Source organism: Pseudomonas sp. Marseille-Q5117, assembly GCF_946901175.1.
In the GTDB taxonomy this organism is placed as follows: Bacteria; Pseudomonadota; Gammaproteobacteria; order Pseudomonadales; family Pseudomonadaceae; genus Aquipseudomonas; species Aquipseudomonas iranensis.
In genome coordinates, this window is the sequence record NZ_CAMPPP010000025.1 from 43,912 (window position 1) to 57,292 (window position 13,381).

General features: G+C 58.1%; 10 protein-coding genes and 1 pseudogene. 4 read left to right on the forward strand and 7 right to left on the reverse strand.

The features are described from left to right. Positions 1-11 precede the first annotated feature (11 nt). A complete protein-coding gene (locus OC605_RS26850) occupies positions 12-749 on the reverse strand; it encodes a substrate-binding periplasmic protein (RefSeq protein ID WP_186568939.1) in 738 nt (245 codons plus the stop codon). A gap of 255 nt (positions 750-1,004) precedes the next feature. On the opposite strand from OC605_RS26850, the gene OC605_RS26855 reads away from it, so the two are divergent. Beyond that, on the forward strand, positions 1,005-1,457 hold the full coding sequence (locus OC605_RS26855; protein ID WP_056786498.1) for a GNAT family N-acetyltransferase: 453 nt from the start codon (positions 1,005-1,007) through the stop codon (positions 1,455-1,457). 96 nt (positions 1,458-1,553) lie between these two features. Here OC605_RS26855 and OC605_RS26860 read toward each other — a convergent pair whose 3' ends face one another. The 3 genes from OC605_RS26860 to OC605_RS26870 are packed head-to-tail and all read right to left on the reverse strand — an operon-like array spanning position 1,554 to position 4,531. Next, a complete protein-coding gene (locus tag OC605_RS26860; RefSeq protein WP_003229005.1) occupies positions 1,554-1,850 on the reverse strand; it encodes a helix-turn-helix domain-containing protein in 297 nt (98 codons plus the stop codon). 18 nt (positions 1,851-1,868) lie between these two features. After that, positions 1,869-2,363, reverse strand: a complete 495-nt coding sequence (locus OC605_RS26865) for a YgjP-like metallopeptidase domain-containing protein (RefSeq protein WP_073476602.1) — start codon at positions 2,361-2,363, stop codon at positions 1,869-1,871. Positions 2,364-2,407: 44 nt separating this feature from the next. Further along, positions 2,408-4,531, reverse strand: a complete 2,124-nt coding sequence (locus tag OC605_RS26870) for a putative bifunctional diguanylate cyclase/phosphodiesterase (RefSeq protein ID WP_262140369.1) — start codon at positions 4,529-4,531, stop codon at positions 2,408-2,410. A 312-nt stretch (positions 4,532-4,843) separates the two neighbouring features. Between OC605_RS26870 and OC605_RS26875 the strand changes: the two genes are divergently transcribed. Both OC605_RS26875 and OC605_RS26880 read left to right on the forward strand, forming a co-directional pair. Then, a complete protein-coding gene (locus OC605_RS26875; RefSeq protein WP_186568941.1) occupies positions 4,844-5,512 on the forward strand; it encodes a polysaccharide lyase family 7 protein in 669 nt (222 codons plus the stop codon). A 192-nt stretch (positions 5,513-5,704) separates the two neighbouring features. Beyond that, complete coding sequence (locus OC605_RS26880) at positions 5,705-10,588, forward strand: hypothetical protein (RefSeq protein WP_262140370.1); 4,884 nt, start codon at positions 5,705-5,707, stop codon at positions 10,586-10,588. Between the two features lie 128 nt (positions 10,589-10,716). Here OC605_RS26880 and OC605_RS26885 read toward each other — a convergent pair whose 3' ends face one another. The 3 genes from OC605_RS26885 to OC605_RS26895 form a co-directional block, all read right to left on the reverse strand. Next, on the reverse strand, positions 10,717-11,088 hold the full coding sequence (locus OC605_RS26885; protein WP_186568943.1) for a DUF6124 family protein: 372 nt from the start codon (positions 11,086-11,088) through the stop codon (positions 10,717-10,719). 411 nt (positions 11,089-11,499) lie between these two features. Beyond that, the gene (locus OC605_RS26890) at positions 11,500-12,786 is read right to left on the reverse strand and encodes a type II toxin-antitoxin system HipA family toxin (RefSeq protein WP_262140371.1); all 1,287 of its coding nucleotides are present in this window, start codon (positions 12,784-12,786) and stop codon (positions 11,500-11,502) included. Beyond that, positions 12,779-13,042, reverse strand: a complete 264-nt coding sequence (locus tag OC605_RS26895) for a helix-turn-helix transcriptional regulator (RefSeq protein WP_024014619.1) — start codon at positions 13,040-13,042, stop codon at positions 12,779-12,781. Before OC605_RS26895 ends, OC605_RS26890 begins: the two co-directional genes overlap by 8 nt. 191 nt (positions 13,043-13,233) lie before the next feature. Between OC605_RS26895 and OC605_RS26900 the strand changes: the two are divergent. After that, a pseudogene (locus OC605_RS26900) lies at positions 13,234-13,381 on the forward strand (IS5/IS1182 family transposase); the annotation flags it as partial.

Below are 13,381 nucleotides of genomic sequence, written 5' to 3' on the forward strand. Positions count from 1 at the left end.
CGGATCACCCTTCACATTCCATGCCGCCGCAATAACTTCTCATAAGTCCCGTCAGCCTTCATCGCTGCAATCGCCCGGTCAAACCCGGCGACGATCTGCTCATGCTGCGGATTCTTCAGGCTGACCAGAATATGCAGGCTGTTTTCACTCAACGGTTTGGGTAAAAACTCCACCGAATTGCGCACCTTGGCCGATTCCCGGGCCAGGTAATACTTCGCTACGTACTCATCCTCAAGCGTCAGCTTGACCCGATCCGCCGCGAGCATGCGCACGCCCATGGCGAAGTTGTGCACGGGCACTTTCTGCATCGCCGTGTCGGCATCGAACGGGACGGAATAGGCATAGCCGCGCACCACCGCGATCGGATAGGTGTGCAATTGCTCGAGGCTGTTGTATTCAATGGGTGCGTCTTTGCGCTTGAGGAAGCGGATGCGGTTGATCAGGTACTCACCGGAAAACTGGCCGATCTGCGTGCGCTCGTCGTTGTACCAGGCATTGACCAGCACGTCGTAACGCCCCTCGCCAATCCCCAGCAATGCGCGCGCCCACGGCACTTGCTCGTAACCGCTGGCATAACCGGCGCGAGCCAGTGCGGTGCTGACAATGTCGGTGGCCAGTCCACCGTTGACCAATGCATCGTCGGTAAACGGCGGCCAGTTATCGAACGCCAGCCGCAGCTTCTGCGCCGCAGCATCCTGGCCGAGCACCAGCAGTCCGATCAAAGCAACGGCTTGAAGCAATCGCAGCATGCTTGAACATCCTCAGCGGGCAACCGCCCGACGTGGTTTCACGTCAAAACCCAAGACCCCTTACCGGCAAAACCCAAGCATTGAACATTAGCTCATGGGAGCCAGTGGACAGTGCTCTTGAGCAGATTACACAAAGTCGCAGCCAGCGTGAGAAAGGAATAGTGGCATTTTGACCTTTATCACAGACTGTTGCGCCATACAGACATACGGCGCTGCTGCGCTTAGTATCGGGCGACATGGTCAAGGAATCGAAAAATGACAATCGAGTGGATCTGCAAACATCATCGTGATCTGGGCAAAGAGCAGTTGTACGCCCTGTTGAAGCTGCGCTCTGACGTATTCGTGGTCGAACAGAAATGTGCTTATCCGGACCTCGACGGCCAGGATCTGGAGGGCGATACCCATCACCTGATGGGTTGGGAGGATGATCAGCTGATGGCTTATCTGCGCCTGCTGGACCCGGAATCCCAGGGCGGCGACGTGGTGATTGGCCGCGTGGTGACGGCGCCCGCCGGCCGTGGCAAAGGGTTGGGCCACGCGATGATGGAACAGGCGCTGAAGCAGGCCGAAAAGCACTGGCCGCAGGTGCCGATCTATCTGTCGGCGCAGGCGCATTTGCAGGGGTATTACGGCAAGTACGGGTTTGTCGCAGTCGGCGAGGAATATCTCGAGGATGACATTCCGCACATCGGCATGCGTCGTTCTTGAGGGCCCTTTCGCGAGCAGGCTCGCTCCCACAGGGAATGTATATCCATTGTGGGAGCGAGCCTGCTCGCGAAGGCGTAAGAACCGTCGGCGCAGAAATCAGGGGTATTCCAGCACCGCTTTTATCTGCCGCAAATTGCGCTCGATCCACCCGCGATCAATCGCTCCCCACTCACGAATCCGATAGCGCCCCGCATGATTGCGCGCGCCCTCCTCCTGTTCGAATTCACAGACAATATCCAGATCGGCCAGCGCGGCAATCGTGTCCTGGGCGGTGCGTCGAGGCATGCCGGTGACTTCGGTCAACGCCGGCACACTCGGCGCCAGGCCACTGTCGATCAGATAGGCCACGTACAAACGGCGATAGAAACTGCTTTTGGTCTTGCTGACGTCCATCCACACCTTCCTGATTGGTCAAGCCTGCATATCCCGCCACGTCAGGTACACGCGCAGATCGAACTCGATCTGGTGATACCCCGGCAGCATGTGCTCGCACAGTTTATAGAACGCCTTGTTGTGGTCCGATTCCTTGAAGTGCGCCAGCTCGTGCACGACGATCATCTTCAGAAAATCCGGCGCGGCGTCCTTGAACAGCGCGGCGATGCGGATTTCCTTGTTGGCCTTGAGCTTGCCGCCCTGCACCCGTGACACCGTGCTGTGCAGACCGAGCGCGCGGTGGGTCAGGTCGAGGCGGTTGTCGAACAGCACTTTGTCGATGGCCGGCGCATTGCGCATGTACTGCTGCTTGAGATCCAGCGCGTAGCTGTACAAGGCCTTGTCGCTTTGCACGTCGTGTCGCCCTGAATAGCGCTGATTCAGGTATTCACCCAGGCGCCCTTCGGCTATCAGTTGGCGCACCTGATCCTGCAATTGTGCGGGGTAGGCTTGGAGGTACTTCAACACAGTCATGGACGAGCGACGCGGTTCGAAAAAGGTCCGCCAGTGTAGCGAATTCAACCGGGCAACGCGCTCCAGTCAAACGGTTCGACGAAGCTGACCGCGTCTTCGGCGATCAACGGCCGCGCGACGAGGAAGCCCTGCACGTACTCGCAACCATGGGCTTGCAGCCACTGATATTGCTCGAGGGTTTCCACTCCTTCGGCGATTACCAGCAGGCCGTATTGCTTGCAAAGGTCGATGACCATGCGCACCAGCGCCGCATCTCGTGGCGAGTCCGGCAAGCGCGCGATCAAGTGGCGGTCGAGTTTCAGCGTATCCAGTTCGAGATCGCGCAGATGCGCCAGCGAGCACGGTCCCGAACCAAAATCATCCAGCGCCACGCGCACCCCGAGATGACGCAGCAGCCGCAGTTGCTTACGGGTTTCGTCCGGGTTTTGCATCAACGCTTCTTCGGTGACCTCGACTTCCAGTTGCCGCGGTTGCAGCGCATGGCGTTCCATGACCTGGCGCAATTCAGTGACCAGATTCAGCAGGCCGAACTGGGTATTGCTCAGGCTTACGCCGAGCACCAGATCTTCAGCGAACAAGGTTTCCCAGGCTTTGCGCTGGCCGGCGCCACGGTGATAGATCCAGCTGCCGAGGCGACTGATCAAGCGCGCCTCTTCCAGCAACGGCAGAAACAACCCCGGCGGCACATCGCCGACACTCGGATGCTGCCAGCGCAGCAACGCTTCGAAACCACGGATCTGTCCGCTGCCGATCGCCACCTGCGGCTGATAGACCAGATTGAAATCGCGATTCTCGATGGCCTCGCGCACGCTGTCTTCAAGCATCAGACGCGAGCGTGCGCGGCCGTTCATTTCATGATCATAGAAGCGATATTGCTGACGGCCGGCACGCTTGGCTTCGTACATGGCAATGTCCGAGGCGCGCAGCAAGCCGTCGAGGTTACGGCCACAGTCGGGATAAGTAGCGATACCGATACTGGCGCCAAGGACGATATCCAGGCCTTCGATCTGCTGACAAACCGATACCCGTTCGATGAGTTTTTCGGCAATCTTCGCCGCTTGCTCGGGAAACTCCAGATCCAGCAGCGCGGTGAATTCGTCGCCGCCCATGCGCGCGAGAATATCGAACGGCCGCAGGCACGCCTTCAGTTGCTCGGAAACCCAGCGCAACACGCGGTCGCCGGCGTCATGGCCGAGGGAGTCATTGACCCGTTTGAAGCCATCGAGATCGAGGTAGAGCAACACCCAGCTGCTGTCGCTGCGTTCCCCGCGCAACAGCAGGTTTTCCACGGTCTGGTAGAACCCGCGCCGATTGAGCAGCCCGGTCAGCGGATCGGTCACGGCCTGGAACTCCAGTTGCTGGTGCAAGTGACGCACCACCGACATGTCCAGCACCGTCACCACCATCGCGTGCTGCTCCGAGGGCAGCGGCGCGCAGGACAATGCCACCGGCACTTGCTGCCCCGGCGCAGTACGCAACAACGCATCATGCAGGCGCAGGGTTTCGCCACGTTGGTAGCCGGCGTAGAACTCGGAATCGGCCCACAGGGGAATGTGTGGCTTCTGCAGGAAATCGAGAAACTCCTTGCCTTCCAGATCCTTCACCGGCGCGTTGAGCAGTCGCGAAATCGCCGGGTTGGCGAAGCGGATCACGCCGTCCTCGCTCAGCACCAGAATGCCTTCGGCGGCGTTGTCCAGCACCGAGGCATTGAAGGCGCGCGCCACTTCCAGGTCATGACTGAGGCGTTGCAAGGCACGGCGATTGCGCTGGTGCTCGAGCAGCGCCTGGACCTTGGGCTTGAGGATTTGCGGATCGAACGGCTTGAACAGGTAATCCACCGCACCGCTGGCATAGCCCTTGATCACGGCATCCTGAGATTGCTCGTTGGCGGTGAGAAAGATAATCGGCGTGAGGCGCGTGCGCTGGCTGCCGCGCATCAGCCGCGCAACCTCGAAACCATCCATGCCGGGCATCTGCACATCGAGCAGGACCAGATCGATGTCGTATTCGAGCAAAAGGTTCAGTGCCTCGAAACCCGAGGCGGCGGTCATCACGTGCCAATCCTGACGCTGCAATAACGCGCGCATGCTGATCAGGTTTTCGGGGTAATCATCGACGATCAAAAGGACCGAGCTGCCTTCACCTGGCTGGGGTTGCGCGCATTCCATGCTGCTTCTCTTATCGGGACCGGTTGCCGGCAAAACCATAGACGTACTGAGCCTTCACTCTAGACGCGGATGCCGCAAAGCAGAAGCTGTCGTCACGCCATCATTTGGCCAATGTTCCATCGAACCGACTAACGGTCACCGCTACAGCCCCCGAAAACCGGGAAGGATGGCATTTCGACAGGACTTTGACGTCAAGTAATCGCCGGGCGGGCATTAACAAAAATTGCCGCTACGCTTATAAAGACGCCCGAAAACGCGCGGGCTAGAGCTTCTGGCACCGGCGTTCCGGATGAATTGATTGGAAGAACCGTCATGATCGACCTCGCAACCTGGAACCTCAGCGTTCCTGTTGGCAGCCCGCCGTACACCGTCGAAACCTCGAAACTGGTGGATGGCTTCAAGGATCAGTACTTCCATTCCGACACCGGCACCCTGTTCTTCTGGTCCCCGGTGACTGGCTCGAAAACCGAAAACGCCATCTACCCGCGTACCGAACTGCGCGAAACCTACAGCAACGGCACCCTGCGCAACTGGTACTACCCGGACGCCGACAACCTGCTGCGCGCCACTCTCACGGTGAACAAGGTGCCGAGCTCCGGCAAGATCGTCATCGGCCAGATTCATGCGTACGAGAGCCAGCGGCCAATGGTCAAGCTCGAATATCAGTACAAGGAAAAAACCCAGACCGGCAATCTGGTGATCAAAGTGCGCATGCGCCCGGACGACGCCGAAAGCCGCGTCATCACCCTCGCCACCGGGATCAAGCTCGATCGCGAATTCAACTACCTCATTCACTTGAGCCCTGGTGGCGCGCTGGGCGTAAGTGCGGCAGGTTATCAGTGGGATTCACAGATCAGCGCGACGTGGCGTGACAAGCCGTTGTACTTCAAGGCCGGGGTGTACGTGCAGGACAACACCGGGTACACCAGTGAGGGTGGGCAGGTGATGTTTTCGAAGCTGGATATTGATCACAACAAGTGACACGACAGGCAGCGGACCCGGCAAAGCTTGCCGACACAAGCGGCAACAGCAAGAGGCGCGATGTAGTAGTTATGTATGCCGGGTCCGTTCCCGGGAGTCTTTAGGTTAGGGCGAATCGAATAATCGATTCGTGTGCAGCGTCGTCCGTCGCGGCGGGCTGCACGGCAATCAACCTGAAAGGAAATCCGGGTGATGACTCCCCCTCTCGATTCTGCCGAAGACACGCTGCGTCGGTTGGCGCTCTGCGCCACCGCCATCAAACATCTTCTGGATGCGCAGCCAACTCTCGCCACGGTAATGGCCGCTCATTTGCGCAAGGGCCTGGCGGCGCTCGTGCCTGAAAACCCGCCGGACCCTGACGCGGTTTTTCTTAACGAATATGTCTATGACAGGCCCGCGCCCGATGCTCCGGGTGGCGCTGCGCGAGTGCGTCGCCTGACGCGAACGCGCAACCTGACACAGGCCCTTCACGAAGCTATTGTCAGTCAGAAAATACCTACTGCCCTCGAGAAAGAGCCGCCATCCGGCCTGGTCGACAGGGCCGTGGGCTTTTACCCACATGCGTACGATACGGGCCGCGACAACGAGATCACTGCCCTGCAAGTCGCAGCCGTGAATACCCTGATCCGCGACCTGCAAGAAGACAGTTCGTTGCTGTACTGGCGAGCGCTCGATGTTTTCTGGTCTTCGCCCCATGCCACCACTGGCGCCCTGACAGTCCTTGAGGCCGTGAGCCAAAAGCAACGTGTGATGTTCAGGCTCGAAGCGGATCTGAAACTGCATGATGCCCGGCAACAACTTATCCAGGCTGAGCAGGCATTGCAGAAAAAGCCTGGAGACCAGTCGCTGCAAACGACAGCCGACAACATCCGCACGCACCTGCAGGTGATGACCGAAGGCAGGCAACTGATCGAAAACCTCGTACTCCACGAGACCACGCGAACCGCCACGCCCGCGCAGGTGGTCAGCATTACTCTCCACTCCAGTGACGAGCCCGAATGGTCGGCACTGCTTAGCGGCTGCTTCATCATCACCGAGCGATTGCATGGGACTCGTCCGACCGTGCTGTACACCCCGCAATTCGGCGTCGAAGTCTTCGAGCACTTCAACGCCATGGAGAATTTTCTGCGGCGGCGTCTGGTGGCTGATCCGGAAAAAATGTTGCTGCTCGACAACGTTGCGTTCAATAACCGAACCCGGGCCAGCGAAGAAATGAAGCAGGGGCAGCGTTTGCGCTACACCGCGGTTACCGACGACGTATTCAATGCCTTCCTGAAAAAGCGACGGCAGCAGCAGGATGCCGAAGTCGATCATGCGTTAAGCGGTTCTCCTGTCACCTTCGACGCCTTGGCCAAGCAGTTGCAGACCGCGTTGACGCTACCCCTCAACGGCAGTCCTGACTTGCTCGCACGGCTGCCCGTAAGCGCCGAGCCGACCAAAGTCACCGCTCTCGCCCACACTTTGCCCGATGCTGAACAGCAGACACGCCTGATTCAGCAGTGGAACGCACTCAATCAGCAAATCGGCGATGTACTTGAAGAGCAGAAACATCCTTGTTTGAAAAACGCGCTTTCCTCCCTGCTCAACGAGACCTTTGCACAGCTGCCTGCCGACATCGAACCAGCGGCGCTCTACGTGACCCGCTATCGCACCGGCGCGGACGGTCTTCGTCAGTTCGAGTCGTCGCGCCCCTTGCTTGAGGCATTACGCGCTTTATTGCTTTGGGAAAACGCCAAGGTGCCAGCCGAGGAGCATGAAGCAGGGCCGCAAGCAGAGGCCGACCCTGTCAGTGAGGGCGTATTCAGTAGCCCCACCGTCTGCGACGAAGCCGAGCAGATCGTGCAAAACGGTTCGCTGACGCAATTGGCTGACGCTCTGCAAGCCCGTATGACCGAGCAAGTCCGCGACTACTGGCAAACGCCGTTAGCGGCAGAGCTGGCGTGCCCACAGGCGCGCCTGATCGACCTGCACCGCCAGGCGCTGAACGTTCAGGCTTGCCTGCGCTCAGCCGATCAGACGTTGAGCCCCCAGGCCAAACTGCTGATCGACCGCGCTCTGGGTTTTCCGACCCTCGCTCGCCGGGAGGCGCATTTCAAGCCTGGCGCGCGCCCCGGTATCTATCGATTGACAGTGAATACCGCCAGCGCCAAAGGCGCACGTCTGGCAGGCAGTTTCATCCTGACCTCGAACGACGGCTCCAGCCCGGTTTTGCCGCATTGGCCCTATGGCCACAAGAGCCTGAGCACGCTGGGCCTGAGTGGCAGCAGCGGCGCCGGACTTGTCGTGCTGTATACGCCGCAGCAAGGCTTTGAAGAGCTGCCGAATCTGCAAGCATTACGTGACATGCTCGTAGCGCGCATCAATGCCGGCGACGAAGTCGGGAAATTATTTGCCAGCGGCTTGCCGCTGGCGGTGCAGCACATGAAAAGTGGCCTGTGGGGCAGTGATCTGCGCTCTACCTTTGCGCCGATAGAGGACGACTTTGTTGCCGACGGCATCCAGACGCTGCTGGACAAACAGCAGTCCGACATCGATACCCTCATGGGTCTGGCCCATGGCGAGTCGGACCGCGAAGGCAACGCCCGCCCGCAGATACTCGAACTGCTGGATATGGCCGGAGCGTTCATGGCGCGTAACCGCCTCTTGCTGGATCACTGGCAGGCGGACTGGGAAAAGCGCCTCAGTCAGGCCGATCGTACGGCGCTGCAGAATCTGGCCCGGACAGCGGGGGAAAAACAGTTGCAACTCAGCCAGCAATGGAAAGCGCTTGTGCCGACCATCGCCGAATATGCCAAGGCACAGGTATTGCTGAAAATTCGTGCCTTCCTCGCAGAAAAGGGTGCGGATGAACGGGTCCGCGCTGCCTACCCTGAGGGCATTGATCCGGATCAGACCTTGGTGATCCGCACTACCCGAACCCGCGTCGGAGCCGGCATCCAATCAGGATTTGCATCGGTGCATGAAAGCGTCGCGAGCACACGCATGAGTCTGACCAATCTGCTGCTGGAAAATAATCAGCCCTGGCAGAAGAGTCTTTCCTGGAGTGAAGAACATCTGCTGGAGGCCACACTGACCACATCGAAGGGTGTTTGGGTGCGTGACGCCAATGGAAAAGCCGTCACGCTGGACAAACAATGCCTTGAACAATGGGTCAAGGCGCTGAACATCGGTCACCGATATGCGCAGGATGTGCTCGACAAACACCTCGCTCCGCAGGCCGCCACCACCGAAGGCCAAGCCTTGCAAAAAGCCTGGATGGCGACTCAGGCGGCGACACTTGGCTACGCGGCCTTGTTCGCACGGTTGAGCCCGGACGCATACAGCACGGTGTTGCACAGCGACAATAGGCAAAAGACTGCCGCCGCATGGATGTCGGCAGTTCTGTCTTCTCCAGATCCCGAGAAACGCGTCCAGGTCGATGGGCAAGCGGTCATAGCCAACGCTCTGGTGTTCAATCCCACCGGTAATGCCCCCGATGGCCGCGGCGGGCAAAGCGTGAACGGCGTGTTGATTCTGTCCGCAGCCAACACCGACTTGCGAGTGCTGTATACCCCGAGCGCGCCTGATGGCATGGACCCGCGCGAACTCGCCAGCGAAACCGACTTGCCCCGACTGATGCGTGGCGCCGCCTGGCAGACTTGGCTCCAGGCAAGATTACCGCCCAAAACCCGCCTGCTCAATCACCGCCTCGTCGCTTATACAGGCGATGTGTTTGCCGGGCTTTATCGGCAAAACTATCTTCACCTGCTAGCCAGGACAAACGCTGAAAGCGTGACCAATGAAGAATTGCTTGACCAGTCCCGGTTCAACCAGGTGATGTTTGGGATCGAGGTGGTGACCACGGTACTGGGCGCTTTGCCCTGGAGCGGACAGCTGGCTTCATCCGCGATGAAATGGCTGGGCGGAGTGGGTCGCAGCACCGTCCATGCCCTGCGTAGCCTGGGACAAAACGTCGCCGGGCTGATTGTCCGTCGCGGGGCGGCAAATCGAACATTGATCGAAGTCGCAACGGCCACCACTCAGCTCACCGGCGTTGCTCGCGCCACAGGTATCGGCATCAAACCGCTGCAGTTGCTGATCAGACCGGCCGAAAGCACAACACTGGCGGACCTGACGGGCTACCAGAAAGCCTTTCTCCAGGAAAACTCCCGTCTGGCAGTCGCGGGCGGTATTCCCGCCGGTTCATCTCTGGCCGAAGGTTCGGGCATCTATCGCACCCCATCCAATACCTTGCTGGTACGCAGCACCGGTGCAAAAGGTGAAGAGCAGGTATTGCGCATTCAGAACTCATTCAATCTCTACGATCCCAATGGGTTGGTTGCCCCCGTGCTGACACCGAGTGGAGCGCTCACCTCTTTTCGGCTACGCAGGATGACCAATCAGCTCTGGACACTCGATACGTTGAATCGGCTACCTGGAGGCGCACCCAAGGCCGATAGCAGAGTCGTCAAGGCGCTCAGGGAATGGGATGCACGAATCACTGCCAATGCTCAGTCCGCAAATCCCTTGCATACTCTCGACCCCGTACCCTTTTTCAACGAGCGCAACATTCCGGCACGGAGCTGGAACAAATTCGTGAAAAAAAACACTGGAGAAATCAATACGCTCGGCTACTCGATGCTCAGGCCCGGACAATACGAGAGGCTGACGGACGAGCTTTTTCAGATATGGCTTTCCATGAATCAACCCACCAGGGAGGCTGCGGAGACGTTCGCCAGTACTCACCGCCTTCACCCGTTGATGTGGAGCAAGTTCGTGACAAAAAAAGGCGAGCTGACCGTCCCAGGTACTATCCGGGCTATAAAGCTGCAAAAAGGTCCCGAGGGTAAATACACGAACATCACGGACCAGCACTTTCGCGACTGGTACCAGCTTTCTCTGCAATCGGAAAACCGGAACCGATACGCCACCGTCAAGTTCGCACTCGATAACGATATCCATGCTCAATCCTGGATGAAGTACGTCAACGCCAAAGGCGAATTCAGGATGACGGTTCCAACGGTGGCCGATCGCGTCAACCGGCTGGGGCTGATACAGAATCTGCCGCAAGCGGGGCCATCCGGCTCTGCAACCTGACGAGTTATAGGGTCGAGTTGCTGCGGGCGCACTCGTTACGGGAGTGTGCCCGCTCGCGATGACGGAGGATATTGAGCCTGTTTGCCGACTGACTCACTGCGATCGCCAGCAGGCCCAGTCCGGCAAACTCAGCTGGGCGCCGCAGACTGTGCCACTTCGACGTTATCCAGCACCCGGTTCACCGCCAGCTCCGCCAGCATGATGATTTGCGCAATCGCCAGAATCGTATGGCGCTGCGGGCTCTCGACATGCGCGGCAATGTCACTGGTCATGACGCTCGCCGATGCAAGGGATTCACAGGCGTGGGCCAGCAGGCTCTCGTTGTCCATATCACCGACGATCTGGAACATCGCACTGGGGGTGCGCGGCTTTTGCCCGCTGCCGTTCGGTTTCAGGTAATGATCGAGCGCACGTTCGGCGGCGTCGTGCAGCTTTCTGGAGTCGAGGGATTCGTAGGGGGAGGTTTCGGTTTCAGGCGGATTGGGTGTGGGTTTGATCATCGTGAAACTCCAAGTGATGCATTGAGCTGCCACTGATCGCTGCGACGCGATGGAAGGAGGCAGCTGTACGCGGGGTCGCAGACCGGATCACTTGGAAACCCGGCATACCCGAGGGTATTCCGCGCACAGCCACCATCGACCGAACAACAAAACCGAGGCGTTGTGATTCGGGGCGGCGATTATGCACCAAGTGAGAGAACGGACTGCGACGCCCGGCCGCTGAATTTGCAGCGACCTGTAGAGCCTATCCACCGCGCTTCCGACGAACAACCGACGCAACATGTCGGAAATCTCCACCTCAGACGCCGCGTCTGTAGGACGAGCTTTTAAACATGCGGGCCGCTGCCTTGGGGAAATGTCGCGTATACGCGACTTTGAGGAGCAAATGTCACGGCAGCGGTACACCGCTTATCATTTATCAGACTTTTCTTTTCTGCCGCCTGATAAAGGATGACGCTTCAAACCTGAACCGACCGAGTCATTCAACGCAACCATGCGCCCGGTGTCCCATTCGCGTTGCATCCCTGCAAACAATTCAACGTCTATCCGTGGTCGGTGAATCAAAAGCGCCTGACTCATTGCCTCGGCTATCCGTTCGACGATCAGTGCTGGCTTATCCACAGCGCAGTGTTTACGACCAAACTCAATCAATTGCTGACGATCCGGATAAGCTTTGGCCTTGTTCATCTTGATGGCGAGAGTACGGTCAACCAGCGATCGCCCGGTCCTGGGGTTGTAGTTCTCGTATACGGTGGTGGTAGTGACATCGTATACCGGCGCCAACTGCACCGTTTCAGTGGCCGCAGGGTGCGTGTAGGTCACTCCGAAGTTTTTCAAATGCGCATCGCCGTTACGCACCATGACTGAAAGACAAACGGATGAAAAAAATCGCTCCAGTTCTCGTATCGGGTCGGCATGCCTGCATACCTGACGGATCACTGCAGCAAGGGTTTCGTAGCTCTGCGAATATTTATAGTTATCGTGGGGATCCTTGTTTAACCCCAGCAGTACCGCCATGTCTTCAAAGCCAAGGCGATCAGACGCCGTCAGATCAAAACGCTCCGTGACAAACAGCTCACCGTTATCGGAGAGCCAGAAAGGCGGCGTGTCCAGTCCAGCCAGCCGCGCTGCTTCCAGACAAAGAAACTCGTTTTGAGCCAGGTGCTCATACTCTTCCGCTCCTGATTTGACGATAAGGTCGGAGCTGATCACTGTTTTTCGGCTACCAGTCAGCTTGTCCAGATCGGGCACCAGAACCTTGGGCTGAACACCTGAAATGCCCGACTCGAAGTAGGTTTCTACCAGAAAACCGAAAACATGCTGAGAGGTCTCCGCCGACAGGATCTCCCGCAGGCCGACCTGCGCACGAACAGAGCCTGAAGGTTCTATTGGATTCTCATACGTGAGGCGACCGATCTGATTACCGCCAATCACGGACAACAGGCGCATTTCATCCACTTGCATATGCTTGGCCATGCGCCGCTTGATTTGGTCAGCCAGATATCCCTCAGGCACATTCATATCGAAGATGGGCTGCAATACGCTGCTCACCGACGGTGTCGGGTCATAGGGCATGACCAGGGAAACTTCCCTAAGGGGCGACGCTAACTGGTAAGCGAAAGAAAACTGCGAACCTTTGGACAACTCGCCCGAATGGCCCTGAGGCGTCATGACATCCAGTCGTTTCACCTTACTCATCATGCTCCACCAATTCGGCGAGTGATTTGAGATCGATTCGGTTATCGACAATCTCCAACGCCATGCCTAACGCGGCAATAACTCTAAACACCGTATAAAAAGCGACGTTTTCGCCTGCTTCGAGATCGATTATGGTTTTGCGGCTGCAATGAGCCCTATGCGCAAGCAGCGCCTGACTGTAGCCCTTGGCTTTGCGCAATTGGCGAATACGCTGGGCAAACGTTGCTGGATTATCGAGAAGCAAAATGTCACCCATATCGGACTTAAAATAGGTTAACGCTAGTAAAGTCCACTTTAGGTGACATATCAAGCAAAAGGGTCCCGATGTCTCGTCACAGCGTTTGCACCACAAAAAAACCCGCCTCACCAGACTGTGTGAAAACCTAGCAATCTGCGCAGCGCTCAAAGAAAATGCTCCGTATCGAAAGATACGGAGCATTTTTCGTTATGGCCTACATCCAGGGACAGTCCCGCAGCCAGACCAGCCTGTTTCCGGTCTCGCTGGAAGAGTTGATCCCCGAGGATCACCTCGTTCGCGTTATCGATCTTTACGTCGCCAAGCTGGATCTGGCTCGACTGGGCTTTGATAAAGCAC